Origin of the sequence: Delftia sp. ASV31 (assembly GCF_016428765.1) — a bacterium.
Lineage (GTDB): Bacteria > Pseudomonadota > Gammaproteobacteria > Burkholderiales > Burkholderiaceae_C > Comamonas > Comamonas acidovorans.
The window spans coordinates 18806-37346 of the sequence record NZ_JAELTK010000026.1; the positions used below are offsets into that span (position 1 = coordinate 18806).

At 65.8% G+C, this 18541-nt stretch carries 21 protein-coding genes; 10 read left to right on the plus strand and 11 right to left on the minus strand.

The window, feature by feature from the left end; translation table 11 throughout:
- Nucleotides 1–331: 331 nt before the first annotated feature.
- Nucleotides 332–655, minus strand: coding sequence for a hypothetical protein (locus tag JHD82_RS11690; protein ID WP_071957174.1), 324 nt, complete (start codon nt 653–655; stop codon nt 332–334).
- Nucleotides 656–813: 158 nt separating this feature from the next.
- The gene (locus tag JHD82_RS11695; protein ID WP_199136582.1) at nt 814–1467 is read right to left on the minus strand and encodes a hemolysin III family protein; all 654 of its coding nucleotides are present in this window, start codon (nt 1465–1467) and stop codon (nt 814–816) included.
- A 206-nt stretch (nt 1468–1673) separates the two neighbouring features.
- On the opposite strand from JHD82_RS11695, the gene JHD82_RS11700 reads away from it, so the two are divergent.
- The 3 genes from JHD82_RS11700 to JHD82_RS11710 all read left to right on the plus strand — a co-directional run bounded on the left by JHD82_RS11700 (nt 1674) and on the right by JHD82_RS11710 (nt 3987).
- Nucleotides 1674–2087 (plus strand): CopG family transcriptional regulator, encoded by a 414-nt coding sequence (locus JHD82_RS11700; RefSeq protein WP_013801892.1) that lies wholly within the window; start codon nt 1674–1676, stop codon nt 2085–2087.
- 10 nt (nt 2088–2097) lie between these two features.
- A complete protein-coding gene (locus JHD82_RS11705; RefSeq protein WP_199136584.1) occupies nt 2098–3207 on the plus strand; it encodes a PHB depolymerase family esterase in 1110 nt (369 codons plus the stop codon).
- A gap of 339 nt (nt 3208–3546) precedes the next feature.
- Nucleotides 3547–3987, plus strand: a complete 441-nt coding sequence (locus JHD82_RS11710) for a hypothetical protein (RefSeq protein WP_047216890.1) — start codon at nt 3547–3549, stop codon at nt 3985–3987.
- A 36-nt stretch (nt 3988–4023) separates the two neighbouring features.
- Here the strand turns inward: JHD82_RS11710 and JHD82_RS11715 are convergent, their stop codons facing one another.
- Nucleotides 4024–4503 carry a GNAT family N-acetyltransferase gene (locus tag JHD82_RS11715; protein ID WP_233174704.1) on the minus strand — a complete coding sequence of 160 codons (480 nt, stop codon included), beginning with the start codon at nt 4501–4503 and terminating at the stop codon, nt 4024–4026.
- A 178-nt stretch (nt 4504–4681) separates the two neighbouring features.
- Nucleotides 4682–5119, minus strand: coding sequence for an acetyltransferase (locus JHD82_RS11720; protein WP_082848098.1), 438 nt, complete (start codon nt 5117–5119; stop codon nt 4682–4684).
- Nucleotides 5120–5836: 717 nt separating this feature from the next.
- On the opposite strand from JHD82_RS11720, the gene JHD82_RS11725 reads away from it, so the two are divergent.
- Nucleotides 5837–6214 carry a hypothetical protein gene (locus JHD82_RS11725; RefSeq protein ID WP_199136586.1) on the plus strand — a complete coding sequence of 126 codons (378 nt, stop codon included), beginning with the start codon at nt 5837–5839 and terminating at the stop codon, nt 6212–6214.
- Between the two features lie 49 nt (nt 6215–6263).
- On the opposite strand, the gene JHD82_RS11730 is transcribed toward JHD82_RS11725, so the two are convergent.
- The 6 genes from JHD82_RS11730 to JHD82_RS11755 all read right to left on the minus strand — a co-directional run bounded on the left by JHD82_RS11730 (nt 6264) and on the right by JHD82_RS11755 (nt 11102).
- On the minus strand, nt 6264–7550 hold the full coding sequence (locus tag JHD82_RS11730) for an arsenic transporter (RefSeq protein WP_199136588.1): 1287 nt from the start codon (nt 7548–7550) through the stop codon (nt 6264–6266).
- A 102-nt stretch (nt 7551–7652) separates the two neighbouring features.
- The gene (locus JHD82_RS11735; protein WP_199136590.1) at nt 7653–8156 is read right to left on the minus strand and encodes an arsenate reductase ArsC; all 504 of its coding nucleotides are present in this window, start codon (nt 8154–8156) and stop codon (nt 7653–7655) included.
- Nucleotides 8157–8196: 40 nt separating this feature from the next.
- Nucleotides 8197–8520 carry a helix-turn-helix transcriptional regulator gene (locus tag JHD82_RS11740; RefSeq protein ID WP_013801883.1) on the minus strand — a complete coding sequence of 108 codons (324 nt, stop codon included), beginning with the start codon at nt 8518–8520 and terminating at the stop codon, nt 8197–8199.
- A gap of 166 nt (nt 8521–8686) precedes the next feature.
- Nucleotides 8687–9391, minus strand: a complete 705-nt coding sequence (locus JHD82_RS11745; protein ID WP_012206186.1) for an SDR family oxidoreductase — start codon at nt 9389–9391, stop codon at nt 8687–8689.
- Between the two features lie 30 nt (nt 9392–9421).
- On the minus strand, nt 9422–10423 hold the full coding sequence (locus JHD82_RS11750) for an NADP-dependent oxidoreductase (RefSeq protein WP_199136592.1): 1002 nt from the start codon (nt 10421–10423) through the stop codon (nt 9422–9424).
- Nucleotides 10424–10496: 73 nt separating this feature from the next.
- On the minus strand, nt 10497–11102 hold the full coding sequence (locus tag JHD82_RS11755) for a TetR/AcrR family transcriptional regulator (RefSeq protein WP_013801880.1): 606 nt from the start codon (nt 11100–11102) through the stop codon (nt 10497–10499).
- A 70-nt stretch (nt 11103–11172) separates the two neighbouring features.
- Between JHD82_RS11755 and JHD82_RS11760 the strand changes: the two genes are divergently transcribed.
- From JHD82_RS11760 to JHD82_RS11785, 6 genes are all read left to right on the plus strand, one after another.
- Nucleotides 11173–12483, plus strand: a complete 1311-nt coding sequence (locus JHD82_RS11760; RefSeq protein WP_199136594.1) for a flavin-dependent oxidoreductase — start codon at nt 11173–11175, stop codon at nt 12481–12483.
- A gap of 120 nt (nt 12484–12603) precedes the next feature.
- Entirely contained in the window at nt 12604–13506 is a 903-nt protein-coding gene (locus JHD82_RS11765) for a glutamate ABC transporter substrate-binding protein (protein WP_199136596.1), read from the plus strand.
- Nucleotides 13507–13509: 3 nt separating this feature from the next.
- Entirely contained in the window at nt 13510–14172 is a 663-nt protein-coding gene (locus JHD82_RS11770) for an amino acid ABC transporter permease (RefSeq protein WP_199136598.1), read from the plus strand.
- On the plus strand, nt 14169–14969 hold the full coding sequence (locus JHD82_RS11775; RefSeq protein ID WP_199136600.1) for an amino acid ABC transporter permease: 801 nt from the start codon (nt 14169–14171) through the stop codon (nt 14967–14969). The genes JHD82_RS11770 and JHD82_RS11775 overlap by 4 nt, the downstream gene beginning before the upstream one ends.
- 255 nt (nt 14970–15224) lie before the next feature.
- On the plus strand, nt 15225–15908 hold the full coding sequence (locus JHD82_RS11780; protein ID WP_199136602.1) for an energy-coupling factor ABC transporter permease: 684 nt from the start codon (nt 15225–15227) through the stop codon (nt 15906–15908).
- A 330-nt stretch (nt 15909–16238) separates the two neighbouring features.
- Nucleotides 16239–17408, plus strand: coding sequence for a GGDEF domain-containing protein (locus JHD82_RS11785; protein ID WP_199136604.1), 1170 nt, complete (start codon nt 16239–16241; stop codon nt 17406–17408).
- 42 nt (nt 17409–17450) lie between these two features.
- Here JHD82_RS11785 and JHD82_RS11790 read toward each other — a convergent pair whose 3' ends face one another.
- Entirely contained in the window at nt 17451–18530 is a 1080-nt protein-coding gene (locus JHD82_RS11790; protein ID WP_199136606.1) for a glycosyltransferase family 9 protein, read from the minus strand.
- Nucleotides 18531–18541 lie beyond the last annotated feature (11 nt).

Sequence of the window (18541 nt, forward strand, 5' to 3'; positions counted from 1 at the left end):
GGCCGGTTTGACTACATCCCATCAGCTGGACCAGGAACACAGTGGACTTTCAGGAGCCATCTTGGCTTTTGAAGACCATAGGAGTTTCACATGTCCGTTTCCCAGAACACGCCAGGCAAAAGCCAGCAGCCCGTTGGCCAGCCCAGCAAGCCCCAGCCACAGCAAACTGCTCCCAAGCAGCACCAGCCGGGCTCCGCTGAAGAGCAAAAGAAGCAAGCCCATCAAGGGCAACCGAAGCAGTAATCCAGCCGCTCCGTAACGAAAAAGGGCCCTCGGGCCCTTTTTGATTTCAATGGACGCAAAAGACGGGTTTCTGCATCCGGCCGGTCCATCAATCCTTGTGTTTGATCCACGTGGCTCCAGCCGCCTCCCCGCATCCGGCGCCCACCAGGCCACCGACGGCGCCCCCCACGAATATTCCAACCGGTCCTCCCACGGCCGCGCCAAGCACAGACCCCAGTGCTGCGCCAAAAATCATGAAGCCGGCCACCATGGTTGATTTGGACTCCCGCAAGGCCTCTGCCTTGCCCATTCGAATCTGTGCTGCCTGGTCGGGGTCCTGCGAAGGAACGCCGTGCCCTGGGACCGCCTGATCGGCAAGATCAGGGTCCTGCGGCCTGCCAAGCAGTGACCTCAGTGAAATCGATGCAGTCATGGCCTTCTCCTCGAAGATGAGGAAGAGATAGATGCACCCCGCCTCGACCATGTTTTAAGCCCACACCAGAATTTTCGATGAGGTCCGCCCCGCCGAAATTGCGTAAGCAAACAGCCTCATCAGGACGGCAGGGTGTCGAAGCCATGAATGGCAGGAGGTCAGGCCAGCAAACCGGCTACCGCGACGGTATGGCAGGCGCTGCCGGCAACCACGAACAGATGCCAGATGCCGTGCGCGTGGCGCATGCTCGCCAGACGACGGTAGAACACCGTTCCTGCCGAATAGAGCAGTCCGCCGGCGAGCAGCCAGGCCAGGGTCTGCGCACCATGGCGAAAGGCCACGGGCACCGCGCCCCCCAAGCTGAGCCAGCCAAGGCTGATGTACAGGGACAGGCGCGGCGGCGAATCGAAACCCAGTGCACGTATCGCACCCTGGAATGCGAGTCCCCATACGCCGCCAAGCAGCAGCCAAGCCCACAAGCCAGGGGGCGCCATCAAGGCAAAGGGCGTGTGGCTGCCGGCAATCAGCAGGTAAATGCAGGCGTGGTCGACGCGCTGCCAGAAACCCTTGCGCACCCCGGTACAGCCATGAAAGAGGGCCGATGCGCCAAACAGCGCCGCCAGAGACAGGCCAAACACCACAGCGCCCACAATCTTGCGCGCATCGCCGCCGGCCACCGTTTCGCAGATGAGAACCACACTGGCCGCCAGGCCCATGGGCAGGGCTGCCAGATGACTCCAGGTATTGAACCGTTCGCCGGGCTGGCCCCAAACGCAAGGGCCGCGCGGCGAGCCTGCCTGCAAATCTTGCATGGAGTCTCCTGGCGCATGGCTGAGCAACGCCGGGCGCGGCGGCCCGGCCCGGCCACCCTAAGGCCCAGACGTGACAGGGCAATGATGGCAACGGACACGCTGGAGCGCCCGTCCACCGGACACCACACGACGTGCAGCGTCAAATTGAAACATCAGGCCTTGAAACCATCCTCAAACCATCCATATGGATGGCATAAGGATGTTCCATGGCCACAACCACCTCCACCCCTCGCGTGAGCGAATCCGAAAAGCTCACCATCAATCTGGGCTATGTCGACCTGGGCCAAATCGACCTGCTGGTCGCCGAAGGCTTCTACGCAAACCGCAGTGATTTCATCCGTACAGCGATACGCAATCACCTGCGCAGCCACGCGGACGCGTTGCAACAGGTCGTCGCCCGCAAGATGCTGGTCCTGGGTATGCAGCATTTCTCCCAGGCCGATCTCATGCGGGTGCAGGCTGCCGGGGAAAAGCTGCAGATCCGGGTGCTGGGCTTGGCCAGCATCGCGCAGGACGTGCCTGCGCAGCTGGCCGCAGAAACCATCGAATCCATCACGGTGCTGGGAGCGCTCCAGGCCAGCCCCGCCGTTCGTGCCGCTCTGGCCGGCCGCATTACCTGAGAACCATTCCATGAAACAGCTTTTTCACGACATGCTGGGCGAGGCTACACGCCTGACGCGCACTGGCAATTTGCTGGAAGCAACCGAGCTGATTCAGCGCACGTTGCGAGGCGAAAGCGCGCCCGCGCCCCACGGCAAGACAGCCGCAACCAGTCATAGGGAAGAAGGCTGGATCGTCGATGCCGAAGCCCGTTTCATCGACGATGCTCCCGAACTCGCCGTGCCTGCGGGCTCATCGCAGGCAAACACCTCCAGCGACGAGCAATGGCTGCGCGGCAGCTACTCGCACGGAGGCCGGCAGCTGGCCTATCGGCTGTATGTGCCGCCAGGCAGTGCACTTGAAGCGGGGCCTCGGCCGCTCGTCCTCATGCTGCACGGTTGCACCCAAGGGCCGGAAGACTTCGCCGCCGGCACGCGCATGAATGACCAGGCACGCAGGGCTGGTGTATTGGTGCTCTATCCTGAACAAACACAGCATGCGAACTCGCAAAAATGCTGGAACTGGTTCAAGGCCCAGCATCAGCAGCGGGGCCGGGGCGAGCCAGCACTGCTGGCGGGCCTCACACGCCAGATGGTGGCCGACCATGGCGCGGACGCATCGCGTGTCTATGTCGCCGGACTATCGGCTGGAGGTGCAATGGCGGACATATTGGGACGCACCTATCCTGAGCTGTTCGCCGCCGTGGGTGTGCATTCGGGCTTGCCCGCCGGTGCTGCGTCCAATCTGCCATCAGCCCTCGAGGCGATGCGAAGAGGCGCAGCATCAGGCTCGGCCAGCGGTCCCAGCGTGTGTCCAGTGATCGTGTTTCACGGCGATGCCGACACGACGGTGCACCACGACAACGGCGCGGCCGTGGTGAATGCTGCACGCACCGCGCAATGTCCCCAAGGCGCACCTCGCGTCATCCAGGGCCATGCGCCGAACCGCCAGCGATTCACCCGCTCTGCCTATGTCGCGGTCGACGGAAGTACCGCCATTGAACACTGGCAACTGCATGGCGCAGGCCACGCATGGTCCGGCGGCAGCTCAGAGGGCAGCTACACCACGCCAGGAGGAATCGACGCCAGCGCCGAGATGCTGCGCTTCTTCCTTTCGCACAAGCGTGCACACGGCTGCTGACGCGCGGCACCGGCAGCGAGCTCGCGAGGAGGCCCTGGGCGGCGGCAACCGCTGCGGAGCAGCCGGCAGCTGCAGGTTTCCGAACAATGGTCTCAGGCTGAGAGCTGACGCAGAAGCTTCAACATCGAACATCGGCGGCGATCAACAGTTGAACTTGATGGTCTCTGGCTGCAGTCTCCAAGAACCAGCATCCATGGATTTCCGCAGCCCTTGCCGGCGTCCACCTCGGCCCGGCCCCTTGGCGACGATTCACCGTGCCATCAGGCAAAATCCGGAACATCGGGAAAGCTTGGCGTCAGGTCTGCCGGGAAGCCCAACTTGAAGAATGGAACAGTATCAATGGCACTGACGAAGAAAGGCGAGTTCTGGTACGGGACAACTTCCGGCGACACCCAAGCCGAGCTGCGCAGCTACAGCATTGCGAATCTTCATGAGGCCGTCCGGTTTGCCTCGTCCAAATGCGATTGCGGGTGCCGTACTTTTGCGCTGCAGACGGATGAAGAAGCCGGCGTGGCCATCCGCACCTGCACCGACTGCGGGCAGGAACACCTGATGGGCGACAGCGCGGAATATGTTGAAGAGGCCACCCCCGAGGCACACGAGTGCGTGTGCGAGAACGAGACGTTCGAACTGATGTCCGGCGTCTCCGTGTACGAGGGCACACACGACGTGCGCTGGTACTACATCGCTTGCCGCTGCGTGGAATGCAACCTGGTTGGGGTCTTCGCAGACTGGAAGTGTGAAGCGGGTGATGCGGCGGCCTTCCTCGCCAAGGTATGAGCGCGTGGGATCAAGACGCGCTGCTCAAATATCTGGTCAATCGGGTTTGCCGGGTGCATGCAGGCGATAGCGCAAAAAACGGGTCCCCTCGATATCCAATGCGCCATCTGGCCGAAATCCCAGCTTGAGAATCCCTTTTATTCTGGTTCTTGAAGGTGGCAGCAAAATTGTGATGGAGTTCAGCCCCAAGCCAGTGAATGCACGTTTCACTATCTCTTGATAGATGGCCTTGCCACTTCCCCAGAACTTGGGGTGAAGCACCAAAGCGAGGTCGGCATCACCTTCCTCGTACTGCAAACCGCCCCAGCCGGCAAATTGCTGATCAATTTCAAACGCCCACGGCCCATAGCCGTATTGCTGCCACTGGGCATCCTTTTGCCGAGCCCATTCATTTGCTTTCGCCAGGTCGAAATTCGCACTTCCAAGCGGCATTTGTCGCAGCACATCTGGATTGTTGTTCAGCGAAACAATGTGAGCCGGATCAACTTCAGTGAGCCGCTTAAATTTCAAATTCATGCCTGTATCTGGTTGTCTATCCATCAAATTAAAAGCGTACAAAAACGGTGGTTGCCGACCGTGTATCTGAGCGTCAACCAAGGGGGCAGCAGTCCACAGTAAGGGGTTGCTGCTGCCGCAAAGCAGGCCCCATGCGAGCTGCGGCTTGGCTCGCCAAGCCGCAGCGGCCTGCTTCCAGCTAGCCCTGGTATCGCAGGTGAACAAGAGGATAAGGGCGTCCCTGCGAATCCACCTGCGAACGTCCAGTTTCAACGAACCCCATCCGTTGATAGAAGCCAACCGCTTGGGAATTCTGCATGTTGACGTCTGTGCTCAATGCCCCGTGCAGCGCCAATCCATGCTGCAACAACCTGCGGCCGATGCCGGTGCCACGGACATCCGGATCGATGAACAGCGCCTCCATGTGCGTGCCATCGATCAGCATGAAGCCATGGGGCTGGTCATGTTCATCGACAGCAACAGTCACCGGCGCATGAGGCAGAAACTCGACCACTTCGGCATCAATGGCCTTTCGATCATCGGGACTGAGAAAGTGATGGGTGGCGTCTACGGAACGCCGCCAAAGGTCAACCAGAGCGGCACCATCTTCAGGACGTGATGTGCGGAGTGTGTACATGGCAACTTTGCAAATGATTCAGCTTACGTGAAGTATGACGGTACACACCCGCTAAGTCGTCGCGGCTCCTTTGAACGGCGCTGAACGCCGGCTTTGTGTCGGCAGTGGCTATTCATGGACTGCAGTAGCGGACCTCTAGGAGTCCCCTGGATCATCGTCGGCTACTTCCGTCGCTGGGCTGGGTTGACCCTTGGTGCTCGGATGACTGATATGCGGCCGTGATCGAAAGCTGACGATACGGGCATGAGTGCCAGCAATCGCTGCATCGCTGTCATCGACACCAACTGCGCGAATGCAGACTCAGGGCCGGCAGCAGACAACTCCACCGCTACGAGCTGCCTCCCCAAAAACGTCTCGCCCCCTCCCCTCCCGCGCTATCATCCGCACCGGCCCCCTGTCCCGGGGCTGATGCTTCAAAACATCCGTCGTATAGCGGTTGAGCCTTCCCGAAAGAAGGCCTCGTCACGTCTGAACACCTGGCAAGTGGGCTCCCGCCCGCTCGTCCACACGGTTACGGGCGGGATGGGGCTGTCCGCAAGGCTGCCCGCACGTCTATGCGCGTGTTTTGAACATCCCGTCCACCTTTTCCGTGCTTCAAAACACGGGGCTGGTGGTTTCAAATCTCGCATAGGAGTACGGAACCATGAACGCCGTTTCTCTCGCTTTTGCCTGCGAGCCCTCTTTTGGCGCCGCACTTTCCACACGGAGGGCCAAGGCATGAACCCCACCCAGCCCCCCGCCACAGACAGCCACAGCACCCGGCAGCTGTCCAACGCCCTCACCCAGGTGGACCATCTCGTGCAGCAAGGCTGTGCAGAGATCTCCTCCATTGCCCAGCTCGCCCTGGCATGGCTGGAGACGCCCAAGGGCCATCGCCACATGGACGTGGTGGCCCGCGCCCTGCAAAGCATCCGCGACAGCGCCGAGACGCTGGCCGACTACGCCGGCACCGAGGCCCAGGCCATGGGCTGCGGGTTCGAGGACGCGGCCGAGATGCGCCGCGCCGAAGCGGCCGAGGCGGCGGCAAAGGCCATGGCCCACCTGTTTGAACGCCGCGCCAATGTGCCGATGCCTGCGCAGGACGGCAGCAGCTGATGCGCCAGCGCGCCGGCCGGTCGGCGTTCAGCCCATGTTCAGACCACACTCAGCCCACGCTTAGCCGCAAGGCAAGAGCGACCAGCGTGATGGCAAGGACCGGAAGGGTCAGGACGATGCCGACGCGCAGGTAGTAGCCCCAGGCAATCGTCATGCCCTTGCGGGCCAGCACATGGAGCCAGAGCAAGGTGGCCAGGCTGCCGATGGGCGTGATCTTGGGGCCGAGGTCACAGCCGATCACATTGGCATAGACCATGGCTTCCTTCACCAGCCCCGTGGCCCCGGAGTGCTCGATGGACAGGGCGCCCACCAGCACCGTGGGCATGTTGTTCATCACGGAAGACAGGCCCGCCGACAGAAAGCCGGTGCCTATTGCGGCGCCCCACACACCGCCGCCCGCAAACACTTCCAGCACCTTGGCCAGGGCACCGGTCAGCCCTGCGTTGCGCAGGCCATAGACCACCAGGTACATGCCCAATGAGAACACGACGATCTGCCATGGCGCGCCCTTCAGGACCCGGCCTGCGCTGATGACCCGGCCATGGGCGGCGACGGCCAGCAAGAGCAGCGCACAAGCCGCGGCCACGGCGCTGACGGGAACGCCCAGCGGCTCCAGCCCGAAGAAGCCCAGCATCAACAGCGCCAGCACGGCCCAGCCTGCGCGGAAGGTGGCCAGGTCCCGGATGGCGGCCGATGGGGGCTGCAGGCGCTCCAAGGCGTAGGTACGGGGCAGATCCTTGCGGAAGAACAGGAACAGCACGCCCAGGCTGGCGGCCACGGCAACCAGGTTCACCGGCACCATGACCGACGCATAGTCGTTGAAGCCGATGCCGAAGAAGTCCGCCGAGACGATGTTGACCAGGTTGGACACCACCAGCGGCAGGCTGGCCGTGTCCGCGATGAACCCTGCCGCCATGACGAATGCCAGGGTGCTTGCGGCAGAAAAGCCCAGGGCCACCAGCATGGCCATCACGATGGGCGTCAGGATGAGCGCGGCGCCATCGTTGGCAAAGACCGCAGACACCACGGCGCCCAGCAGCACGATGAAGGCAAACAGGCGCCTGCCGCTTGCGCGCCCCCAGCGGGCCACGTGCAGTGCAGCCCATTCGAAGAACCCGGCCTCGTCCAGCAGCAGGCTGATGATGATGACCGCCACGAAGGTGGCGGTTGCGTTCCAGACGATGCCCCAGACGACGGCGACATCGGCCCAGTGCACCACCCCCAGGGCCAGTGCCACGATGGCGCCGAGCGACGCGCTCCAGCCGATGCCCAGGCCTGCGGGCTGCCAGATGACCAGGACAAGGGTGGCTGCAAAGATCAGGAGGGCCGCAAGCATGTGCTGTTTTCTTCGGGGATGTGCAGGCGGCAGAGGGAGCCGCAGCGGTGTCGGTGCCGGGTGACGGTGGCAGGTGTCGGTAGCAGGTGTCAGTGGCAGGCGTCAGTCACGGGCCAGGTCGCGGGCAGACTGCTGCAGCGCGTGCCTGGCCAGGGACGATGGCGGCAGGTTGACGAGCCGCTCCAGGCGCTGCCGCATGACCAGCAGGGTCTGGCGGAATGCGGCCTGCCGGCCTTCGTCGCTGCCTTCGGCCAGCGACGGGTCCGCGTAGCCCCAGTGCGCGGTGGCGGGCTGGCCCGGCCAATAGGGGCATGCCTCGCCAGCGGCGCTGTCGCAGACGGTGATGACCAGGTCCATAGGGGGCGCATCAGGCGCGCCGAACTCGTCCCAGCTTTTGCTGCGCAGGCCTTCGGTGCACACGCCCGCCTGCTCCAGCGCCGCAATCGCCATCGGATGGGGCCGCTGGTTGTCGCGGGGGCTGCTGCCTGCGGAGTAGGCCTTGAAGCGCCCGCCGCCGAGGTGATTCAGCAGGCCTTCCGCCAGGATGCTCCGGGCAGAGTTGTGCGTGCACAGAAACAGGACATTCAGGGGTTTGTCGGAAGTCATGGCAGGAAGTGTTCGGGGCGGGGAAACCGGGGGAGCAGCCTCAGCAGGACTTGCAGGACATGTCGGCCACCTCGCATGACGCACCTGCACAGCAGTTCTGCGTCAGGAAGCCGAGCAGGCCGTTCATGCGCTCATAGGCGGCGCGGTACACCAGGTTGCGGCTGGCCCGCTCCTGCGTCACCAGGCCCGAGCGGGTCAGTTCCTTGAGATGGAAAGACAGCGTGGTGTTGGCGGCGCCCAGGCTTTCTGCCATGACGCCCGGCGTCAGCCCCTCGGGCCCGGCCACGACGAGCGCGCGGAAGATGCGCAGCCGCAAGGGGTGGGCAAGCGCGGCAAGGGATTCGACGACTTCAGATTCATCCATGGGCGAATCATACTATATTTCAACAAATATGGAAATATAGACCAGGCCGGCGCTGCCCGATCGTGCCAGGCCATGCCAACCCACGCCACCCCATGCGGATGGGCACCCATGACTGATCGCCGTGCCCGGTTGCCGAAAAGCGCAGGCAACCGGGCACGGTCCGATCTCAGGCGCCCTGCGGCAGATAGCTTGGCCGGGCCGCCGTCATGCCGCGCTTGACCTGCTGGGTGAGCTCGTCGGCCAGCACTTCATCGAGCCCGGCCTCCAGTCCGTCCAGCGCGCGCCTGACGATGTCCTCGGGGCTGGACTTCGGCGCGTCAAGCCCGCGCGTGAGGTCGGTGTCGACATAGGCCATGTGCAGGCCCAGCACCTGTGTCTTCTGCCCTGCAAGCTCGCTGCGCAGGGCGTTGGTGAGCGACCAGGCGGCAGATTTGCTGGCCGAGTAGGCGGCCAGCTCGCCGCCATTGACCCAGGAGGCCACCGACAGCACATTGAGCAAGGCCCCGCCGCCGTTGGCCTTGAGAACCGGCGCGAAGGCCTGGCTCATGCGCAGCACGGCGAAGAAGTTGGTCTCGAAGATGCGCCTGGCGACCTCTTCGCTGTCGGGCGCCATGAAGCCGCCGGGCTGGGCGATGCCTGCGTTGTTGATCACCAGCGTGACGTCCGACGCCAGCGCGGCGGCGGCGGCCACGTCCTGCGGGCGGTTCACGTCCAGCTGCAGGGCATGCACGCCGGGCTGGGTGACCGTGGCGGGGTCGCGCGCGCCGGCGTAGACCTTGCGGGCGCCACGGGCAAGCAGCTCGCGTGCGAAGGCCAGGCCGATGCCGCGATTGGCGCCGGTGACGAGAACAACAGCGTTTTCAATTTTCATGGAGCACTCCAGGGGTGGGGGAAAACAGATTCAACGGATCTTGATGACGACCTTGCCCTTGGCATGGCCGGCTTCGGAATAGGCAAGGGCCTCGTTGGTGGACTCGAATGCGAAGACCTTGTCCACGACCGGGCGGATGGCGCCCGCTTCGATGAGGCGGGTGATCTCGCGCAGCTGGGCGCCGTTGGCCCGCATGAAGAGGAAGGAGTAGTCAATGCCACGGCCTCGCGCCCGGCGCCTGACGCCGGAGCTGAGCAGCCGCATCACCAGCCGCACGAATGCGGGCGCCGCGATGTTTCTGCCAAATGCGGGATCGGGCGGGCCGGAGATGGAGATCAGCTTCGCGCCGCCCTTGAGCACGCGCAGGGATTTGCCAAGCGTCTTGCCGTCCTGGCTGTTGAGCACCACGTCGTAGTCGTGCAGGACATCCTCGAAGTCCTGCGTGCGGTAGTCGATGACGACATCCGCACCCAGGCTCCTGACCAGTTCGAAGTTGGCAGCGCTTGTGGTGGTGGCAACGGTGGCGCCCAGGTGCCTGGCCAGCTGGATGGCGAACGTGCCCACGCCCCCGGAGCCGGCCTGGATGAAAACCCTTTGCCCCTTCGTCAGCTTCGCCGTCTCCACCAGTGCCTGCCAGGCCGTCAGGCCCACCAGGGGGATGGAGGCGGCCTCTTCCATCGTGAGCCCCTTGGGTTTTGGCGCCAGCGACGACTCCTTGACCGGCACGAACTCCGCGAACGTACCGATCCGGAAATCGTCCGTGCGTGCATAGACCTCGTCGCCGGGCTTGAACTGCCGCACGCGCGGGCCGGCCTTGACCACCACGCCGGCCACGTCGTGGCCCAGGATCAGGGGCAGGCGATAGGGCAGGATGAGCTTGAACTGGCCATCCTTGATCTTGGAGTCCAGCTGGTTCACGCCTGCGGCATGGACCTGGACCAGGACTTCGTCGTCACGCAGCTGCGGCTCGGGCACCTCTGCCAGCTGCAAGGCGCGGTTCGCTCCATGGCTTTCCAGAATGAATGCCTTCATGGCTCTCCTTTATATGATGGTCATCATATGTAATGGCGAAAAAAATCCAGGCACATGCACAGGGCATGCGCCATCACTGGCCGGCCGGCGCCAGGTGCTTGAGTGCTGCCTCGCGCAGGCTGTCGGACAGGGCCGGATCGTCCACCGCCCGTGCCAGCAGCAGGCTGCCGACCATGGTGGACAGGGTGACGAGCGCGCGCTCATGGGCACCGGGCTGTCCCCAGTCCGGCGATTGGCGGGCGATGAGATCGACCATTTCCTTGATGTGGCCCGTGGCCACGCGGCGCACCTCCGGCGCCTGGCGCGAGGTCTCGGAACCCAGGGCCGCCAGGGGGCAGCCCACCTCGGCGCGCTGGACATGTTCCTTGGAAAGGTAGGCGGCCAGCATGGCCTGCAGCACCATGCCGGGCGGCGCCTTGGCCACCACGTCGGCGACGGCGGCACAGGACTCGGCGCAGGCCTTGCCCGCCGCTTCGGCCAGCATGGCGTCGCGCGAGGCGAAATGGGCGTAGAAGGCGCCGTGCGTCAGGCCCGCCTCCTTCATGATGTCCGCCACCCCGGTGCCGCCATAGCCGCTGCGGCGGATGGCACGCGCCGCCACGGAGACGATGCGCTCATGCGTGGCCTCCTTGGCGGAAGCCCGGGCGCTGGAATTTGTGTTTCGCATGATGATCATCATACATTGTTTGCGCCATGCACGCGCCGCAGATGGGACATCCGCCCGCAGCCATTGCATGGACAATCCCGGCATGTCTGCTGCTGCTTCACACAACAAACCATCCCGCCCCGTGCTCATTGCCGGCGGCGGCATCGGTGGCATGGCCACTGCCCTCACGCTGCACCAGATCGGCGTGCCCTGCATCGTGTTCGAGTCGGTGGCGCAGCTGCAGCCGCTGGGCGTGGGCATCAACCTGCAGCCGAACGCGGTGCGGGAACTGCATGACCTGGGTTTCGGCAACGATGTGCTGGACACCATCGGCCTGCAGGCGCGGGAATGGGCGCTGGTGGGCCGCAACGGCAACGAGGTGTATGCCGAGCCGCGCGGGCTGCAGGCGGGCTACCACTGGCCGCAGTACGCGGTGCACCGCGGGCAGTTGCAGATGATGCTGTTCAACGCCGTGCGGGAGCGCCTGGGCGACGACGCCGTGCAGCTGGGCCGGCGCGTGGTGGGCTACCGGCAGGATGCCGAGGGCGTGACCGCGCTCATCGACACCCGCGATGGCCAGCGGCTGGAGGTGCAGGGCTCGCTGCTGGTGGCGGCCGATGGCCTGCACTCGGCCGTGCGCGCGCAGATGCACCCCGCGCAGCCGCCCATCCAGTGGGGCGGCGCCATCATGTGGCGCGGCACCACGCCCGGGGTGCCTGTGCGCACCGGTGCGTCCTTCGTGGGCGTGGGCTCGCTGCGCCATCGCGTGGTGCTGTACCCCATCACGCCGCCGGACCCCGTCACGGGCCTGGCCACCATCAACTGGATCGCCGAGATCACGGTGGACAACGACGGCGGCTGGCAGCAAGGCGACTGGAACCGGCGCGTGGCGCTGGAGGAATTCATCCACCACTTCGACGGCTGGGACTACGGCTGGCTGGACGTGCCGGCCATGCTGCGCGGCGCCACGGATGTCTTCGAGTACCCCATGATCGACCGCGACCCCGTGCCCACCTGGGTGGACGGCCGCGTGGCCTTGCTGGGCGATGCGGCGCATGTGATGTACCCGGTGGGCTCCAACGGCGCCAGCCAGGCCATCGTGGACGCGCGCGTGCTGGGCGCGCAGCTGCTGGACCACGGCGTGGGTCCGCAGGCGCTGCGCGCTTATGACGACAGGCTGTGCAAGGACATCTCGGCCCTGGTGCTGCGCAACCGCGGGGCCGGCCCCTTCGGCCTGCTGGGACTGGTGGACGAGCGCTGCGGCGGCGTCTTCGACCATATCGACGAGGTGCTGCCGCGCGAGGAGCGCGAGGGCTTCATGGCCCGCTACAAGGCAGCGGCCGGCTATGCGATCGAGACGCTCAATGCCGCAGCCCCCACCATCGCACCCGGTCGGCGCATGGCCGGCGCGTGACCGGCGCGTGACCAGGGACTGAGCCCTTGTGCGGCAGCAAGGGCCGCGAGTCGCCATAATCGGCCCTTGCCCCTGGCAGCCATCCCCAGATTTACATCACAGACCAAGCAGGAAGACCACATGCCCATCAAATCCATTCTGAAATCCACCGTGGTGACGCTGGCGATCGTGGGCAGTGGATCGCTTTTTGCGCAGGGCGCGCCCCTGAACACAGCGGCGTTTGACGCCCTGGTGGCGCATGGCCCCGTGGCCGACGCCGCGACCATTGCATCGAGCACCTGGGCCAGCAAGATCAAGCAGACCGGCACGCTGCGCCTGGGCAGCACCCAGACCTCGAATCTGTTCTCCCTGCTCAACGAGAAGGACGGCAAGATCCGCGGCTTCGACGCAGGCCTGGCCCAGCTGCTCACGCGCTACATCCTGGGCGATGCGTCCAAGTACCAGTTCGCACAGGTGACCTCGTCCACGCGCGAGCAGGTGCTCATCAACAACCAGGCGGACATGGTGATCGCCACCTACTCCATCACCCCCGCACGCGCCGAGAAGATCTCGTTTGCCGGCCCCTACTACACCTCGCAGGCCGGGGTGCTGGTCAAGGCAAGCAACAAGACCGTGCAGTCCTACAGCGATCTGGCAGGCAAGAAGGTGGCCACGCAGGCCGGCTCCACGGGCCCCGCCATCCTGGCGCAGCACGCGCCCAAGGCGGTCGTGCAGGAGTTCCAGACCCACCAGGAGGCGCTGGACTCCCTGCGCCAGGGCCGTGTGGATGCCTATGTGACCGACTACACCCTGCTGCTCAACACCCTGAGCCTGGGCACTGGCGACGCGCGGCTGGCAGGCGCGCCCTTTGGCGCCCAGGATTCCTACGGCATCGGCCTGCCCAAGGGCTCGGACGGCGTGGCCTTCATCAACGCCTTCCTGAAGAAAATCGAAGCCGATGGCACCTGGGCCAAGCTCTGGACCATCTCCATCGGACAGCGCACCGGCAGCACGGCCGTTCCCACGCCGCCCGCCCTGCCCTGAACGATGGGTGACATCTCCCGGCTCCTTTCCGACCACGGGCCTGCCTTCTGGCAGGCCCTCTTGCTGACCTGGAAGCTCACCGCCTTCTCGTTCCTGCCCGGCTTCCTGCTGGGCGTGGCCGTGACGGTGCTCAGGCTGCTTCCGCTGCCGCCGCTGCGCTTCGTGCTGACCGCCTACGTCGAGATCTTCCGCAACATTCCCAGCGTGGCGCTGCTGATCTTCATCGTGTTCGCGCTGCCCGATCTCAATGTCGTGATCGACTATGAGCCCAGCGTGATCCTGGCCCTGACCCTGGTCTGCTCCGCGTTCACGGCGGACTATCTGCGCGCGGGCATCAACACCATTGCCGGCAGCCAGATCGAGGCCGCGCTCAGCCTGGGCATGCGGCCCATGCAGATCATCTCGGCCGTGGTGCTGCCGCAGGCGCTGCGCTCGGTGGTGCAGCCGATGACGTCGCTGCTCATTGCGCTGATGCTGTCCACCTCGCTGGCGTCCCAGGTGCCGCTTGCGGGCCGGGAGCTCACGGCGCTCGTGTCCAAGATCGCCAACGACTCCGCCGCCGGCATGGCCGCGTTCGCGGTGGCCGCCGCCCTGTACGTGGCCACCGGATTGCTCATTGCCTGGGTGGGCGCCATCCTGGAAAAGAAGCTGCGGATACTGCGATGAGCCGTTCTCTGGAAGACATTCTGTTTGGCGCGCCCAGCCCGCAGGCCAGGAAGATCACCCAGGTGGTCAGCCTGATCGCCGCGGCCGGGCTGATTGCGCTGGCTGCGGGCGTCGTGTGGCGTTTTCATTCCGCAGGCCAGCTCGAGGCCCGGTTCTGGGAATTCTTCGCCTGGCCCACCACCTGGGCCTTTCTGGCCAAGGGCCTGCTCGGCACGCTGGCATCCTCGGCCATGGCCGCCGTGATTGCGCTGAGCCTTGGGCTGGTGCTGCTGGCGGGGCGCCTGGCGCGGCCCCGCATCGTGCGCTGGCCCAGCATCGCCGTCATCGAATTCCTGCGCGGCACGCCCACGCTGCTGCTCATCTACGTGTGCTTTCTGGTGCTTCCCGCAGCCGGCATCAAGCTCGGCACGTACTGGATGCTGACCCTGCCCATAGGCCTGAGCACCGCCGCCGTGGTGGCCGAGGTCTACCGCGCAGGCGTGCTGGCCGTCCCTCGCGGCCAGACCGATGCCGCGCGAAGCCTGGGGCTGACCGAGGTCCAGGTCTTCCGGTTCGCCGTCTTCCCGCAGGCCCTGCGCTACATCGTCCCGGCCCTGGTCGCGCAGCTGGTCATCGTGGTCAAGGACACCACCTTCGGCTACATCGTCACCTATGGCGAGCTCATGCAGAACGCCAAGGTGCTCATCGCCAACTACCACGCGCTGGTGCCCGTGTACCTGGTGGTGGCGGTGCTGTACTGCCTGGTGAACTACGCGATATCGAGGGCGAGCAGGCGGCTGAACCGGCCGATGCACTGAGGTGGTCGGCGCCGGTCAACCGAAGGTGGCGGAAGGTGGCCCGGTGCTTCAGGAGGGGGCTCCGGTGCAGGCCAGCAGCCTGGGCTGCGCCCGTGTCGATGCGCGGCAAAGCCCGCTTGACCGGCACCGAAAATCCGCCTCCGTGGCTGCGCGGCATGGCGCAGCACGCCGTCCCGGGCTATGCTCGGTGCCTTTGCCGTTGCGCAGTCGGTGCCCGCCGGCTCTCCAACGGACCTTGCCTGTTCAGGACCTCCCATGCACATCGAACCCGGCGTCGTCAGCCCCGAGAAAATCGCCCTCAGTTACGTCACTGCCGCAGCGGCCTTCGGCCTGACCGCCGCCCTGGCACGGCAAAGCCTGCGCGACAACGGCGGCGCGCTCGCGCTGCTGGTGCGCAGTGTGATCACCACCGCGCTGGTGTTCAGCTTCTTCGAGGTGTTTCCGCATGAGCCGGTCGGCGTCTCCGAGGTCCATCTGATTCTGGGCTCGACCTTGCTGCTGATGTTCGGCGCGGGTGCTGCGGCCATTGGCCTGGCGTGCGGCCTGCTGGTCCAGGGCCTGTTCTTTGCACCCTTCGACCTGCCGCAGTACGGCATGAACGTCACCACCTTGCTGTTGCCGCTGTATGCGGTGAGCCAGCTGGCGCGCCGGCTGATTCCGGCCGGCACGGCCTATGTGGACATCAGCTACCGGCAGGCCCTGGCCCTGTCCACCACCAACCAGGGCGGCATCGTGCTGTGGGTCGCCTTTTGGGCCATCTACGGCCATGGCGCCAGCCTGGCCACCATGACCGAGGTCGCAAGCTTTGGTGCCGCCTACATGTGCGTGGTGCTGGTGGAGCCCCTGGTGGACCTGGCCGTGCTGTGGCTGGCCAAGCGTCTGGCCGCCTTCACGCAAGGGCCGCTTTTCAACACCCGCCTGCACGCAGCGGCCATCTGACAGCCGGCTTCCCGGTCACCGCACCCTCGGTGCTCCGCTGTGGCGGGCTGTTCAAGACTCCAGCCGCATCCGCGCTGACCGGCACCACGGCGGCTGCATCACGGAAATCAGGCCGAAAATCAGGCAACGGGCTCCCGTTCACGGGCCGCCCGATCCGTGACTTCCACCCAACGGACTGCCGCGCAGCAAGGGCCTGAAGGCCCGCATCCTGCGACAATTCGGCCCGCGCGCTCCGCTCCATTTCAATGCGACGGCCCCGACCTGCGCCGCATTGCGCCTTGCCTGGCAGCTATTGCACGGGGCCTGCCTGCGCCGATATCTTCATCGTCCATGGTTCTCGATCCCTTCACCCTGCTCGTTCTCACCACGGCCATGGCCGCCGCCTCGGCGCTGTATCTGGCTGCGGAATGGGGCAGCGTGCGCGAACGCTCGCTGCTGCTGTGGAGCGGGGGGTTTGCCATCATCGCCGTGGGCTGTGTGCTGGCCCTGCTGCGCTCCAGCGGCCATATGCTGCTGGGCATCTGGTTTCCCAACGGCTTGCTGATCTGCGCGCACTGGCTGTTCCTGGCCGGCGTTGCCGCGTTCACGCACACCCGGCTGCCGCGCCTGTGGTGGCTGGTGGCCGTCGTCTGGCTGGCAATGCTGTTTCTGCCCAGCGGGCCGTGGTGGTCCAGGGCAATGCTGGGCATCCAGTCGCTGCTGATCGCCGTCATCAGCCTGCGCGCCAGCCTGCTGCTGCGCCCGCACGGCGGCACGCTGGGCGTGGGCGTGGGCGCGGCGCAGCTGCGCTTCGTTCTGCTGGCCCACGGCCTGTTCTATTTCACCAAGGCCGCCTCGGCCGTGGCGCTGGACACCTTCATCAACCTGGCCAATTTCCACGGCACGGTGATCCTGGTCTCGCTGGTGGAAGGCGTGATGGCGATCATGCTGCTCGCCATGTCCATGACCGGCACGGAGCGCCATCGCCGCGAGGAACGCATCGCGCAGATCGCCGCCCGCGACCCGCTCACCGCACTGGACAACCGCCGCGCGCTCTATCTGCGCGCACCCCAGCTGCTGGAGCAGGCCTCAGCGGCCAGCCCCTGTGCCCTGCTGCTGATCGATATCGACCACTTCAAGCAGGTCAACGACCTGCACGGCCACGATGCCGGCGACCGCCTGCTGCTGACCCTGAGCGACCTCATCCGCAGCGCGCTGCCGCGCGGCGCACTGGCCGCCCGGCTGGGCGGGGACGAGTTCGTGATCGTGCTGCGCAGCATCGACCACGCGGCAGCGCAGGCGCTGGGCCAGGACTTGCGCGAGGCCTTCGCGCAGCAGGCGCGCACCCTGTTCGAGACGCCGGAACCGGTGTCGCTGAGCATCGGTGCCACCCTGTTCGACCAGCCCGGGGTGGAGCTGTCCCACTGGCTCAAGCAGGCCGACGAAGCCCTCTACACCTCCAAGCGCAAGGGACGGGACCGGATGGAACTGGTCCCGCTTGCGCCCGGGTGGCCGCACTGACGGCGCCGGGGGTGCCGAGGGTGCCCTGGCCCTGGGCATGCCTCACGCCAGCTCTTCATCCGCCAGCGCCAGCGCTGCTTGCGCCAGCAGTTCGGCGGCATGCGCATCGTTGCCGGGGGTGAAGACCCGGTGGCGCTGCGGGTCCAGCGGCGGGCCCCGGTCCACTTCGCCGGCTTGCGAGGCGACCACGCTGCGCGTGCCCAGGGCAGCAGCCATCATGGAGACGGTGGTGTTGTTGCACACGGCCACGCTGGCCGATGCCAGCGCCGCGCCCAGCATCCAGATGTCGGTGCGGCCGCTCAGGTCCAGCGCGGGGTGGCGCATTTGCGCGGCCACCGATGCCACCAGGGCGCGCTCGTCCTCGCTGCCGGTGAGCACCACTTCCAGCCCCGCCTGCGCCAGCCGGTCGGCCACGGCCGCGAAGCCGCCGGCGGACCAGCGGCGCACAGCCAGCCGCGCGCCCGGGTGCACGATGGCGTAGCGGCGGCTTGCGGGCAGCAGCGGGCGGACGCGGGCGCGGTCATCGGCATTCAGCGGCAGGTCCAGCTTGAGACCGCGGCGCGGCAGGCCCATGTAGTCGGTCAGGGCCAGCAGGCCCAGCACTTCGCTGCCGTGCCCGGGCCAGGGCACAAAGCGCAGCGCATCCGCCTCGGGCACCCAGTCATCGGGGTCCGCGAAGCCCGCGTTGCGGCGCGCGCCAAAGTTGGCGACCAGGGCATTGGTGTTGCGGCCCGAGTCGTGCAGCTGCACCACCAGGTCAAAGCGGCGCGAACGCATGCGGCGCTGGAAGAAGCTGTATTCATCGGCCTTGGCCGAGGGCACGCCGGGCAGACCGGGCCAGCCGGGAAACAGCTCGAAGTCATCGACCGAAGACAGCCTTTGCGCCAGGCCTTCGGCCTCGGGCAGCCCCACCAGGGTGATGCGTGCCTTGGGCCAGGCCGCAGCCAATGCACGCAGAACGGGCGTGGCGCACAGCAGATCCCCAAAGCGGCGCGCGCGGAACACGCCGATTCTGCGCAGCTGCGGCAAGACGGCCGACCTGCGGTGGTCCGTGTACTTGCCGGGCCTGAGAGCCGAGGTTGAATCGGCCAGCCTCAGCAAGGGGTGATTCATGGAATTCATGGGCACTCTCC

Bases quoted from the DNA above. Each gene is read 5' to 3' on its own strand.
- JHD82_RS11690 (WP_071957174.1), bottom strand. From the start codon at position 655: ATGACTGCATCGATTTCACTGAGGTCACTGCTTGGCAGGCCGCAGGAC.
- JHD82_RS11695 (WP_199136582.1), bottom strand. From the start codon at position 1,467: ATGCAAGATTTGCAGGCAGGCTCGCCGCGCGGCCCTTGCGTTTGGGGC.
- JHD82_RS11700 (WP_013801892.1), top strand. From the start codon at position 1,674: ATGGCCACAACCACCTCCACCCCTCGCGTGAGCGAATCCGAAAAGCTC.
- JHD82_RS11705 (WP_199136584.1), top strand. From the start codon at position 2,098: ATGAAACAGCTTTTTCACGACATGCTGGGCGAGGCTACACGCCTGACG.
- JHD82_RS11710 (WP_047216890.1), top strand. From the start codon at position 3,547: ATGGCACTGACGAAGAAAGGCGAGTTCTGGTACGGGACAACTTCCGGC.
- JHD82_RS11715 (WP_233174704.1), bottom strand. From the start codon at position 4,503: ATGAATTTGAAATTTAAGCGGCTCACTGAAGTTGATCCGGCTCACATT.
- JHD82_RS11720 (WP_082848098.1), bottom strand. From the start codon at position 5,119: ATGTACACACTCCGCACATCACGTCCTGAAGATGGTGCCGCTCTGGTT.
- JHD82_RS11725 (WP_199136586.1), top strand. From the start codon at position 5,837: ATGAACCCCACCCAGCCCCCCGCCACAGACAGCCACAGCACCCGGCAG.
- JHD82_RS11730 (WP_199136588.1), bottom strand. From the start codon at position 7,550: ATGCTTGCGGCCCTCCTGATCTTTGCAGCCACCCTTGTCCTGGTCATC.
- JHD82_RS11735 (WP_199136590.1), bottom strand. From the start codon at position 8,156: ATGACTTCCGACAAACCCCTGAATGTCCTGTTTCTGTGCACGCACAAC.
- JHD82_RS11740 (WP_013801883.1), bottom strand. From the start codon at position 8,520: ATGGATGAATCTGAAGTCGTCGAATCCCTTGCCGCGCTTGCCCACCCC.
- JHD82_RS11745 (WP_012206186.1), bottom strand. From the start codon at position 9,391: ATGAAAATTGAAAACGCTGTTGTTCTCGTCACCGGCGCCAATCGCGGC.
- JHD82_RS11750 (WP_199136592.1), bottom strand. From the start codon at position 10,423: ATGAAGGCATTCATTCTGGAAAGCCATGGAGCGAACCGCGCCTTGCAG.
- JHD82_RS11755 (WP_013801880.1), bottom strand. From the start codon at position 11,102: ATGATGATCATCATGCGAAACACAAATTCCAGCGCCCGGGCTTCCGCC.
- JHD82_RS11760 (WP_199136594.1), top strand. From the start codon at position 11,173: ATGTCTGCTGCTGCTTCACACAACAAACCATCCCGCCCCGTGCTCATT.
- JHD82_RS11765 (WP_199136596.1), top strand. From the start codon at position 12,604: ATGCCCATCAAATCCATTCTGAAATCCACCGTGGTGACGCTGGCGATC.
- JHD82_RS11770 (WP_199136598.1), top strand. From the start codon at position 13,510: ATGGGTGACATCTCCCGGCTCCTTTCCGACCACGGGCCTGCCTTCTGG.
- JHD82_RS11775 (WP_199136600.1), top strand. From the start codon at position 14,169: ATGAGCCGTTCTCTGGAAGACATTCTGTTTGGCGCGCCCAGCCCGCAG.
- JHD82_RS11780 (WP_199136602.1), top strand. From the start codon at position 15,225: ATGCACATCGAACCCGGCGTCGTCAGCCCCGAGAAAATCGCCCTCAGT.
- JHD82_RS11785 (WP_199136604.1), top strand. From the start codon at position 16,239: ATGGTTCTCGATCCCTTCACCCTGCTCGTTCTCACCACGGCCATGGCC.
- JHD82_RS11790 (WP_199136606.1), bottom strand. From the start codon at position 18,530: ATGAATTCCATGAATCACCCCTTGCTGAGGCTGGCCGATTCAACCTCG.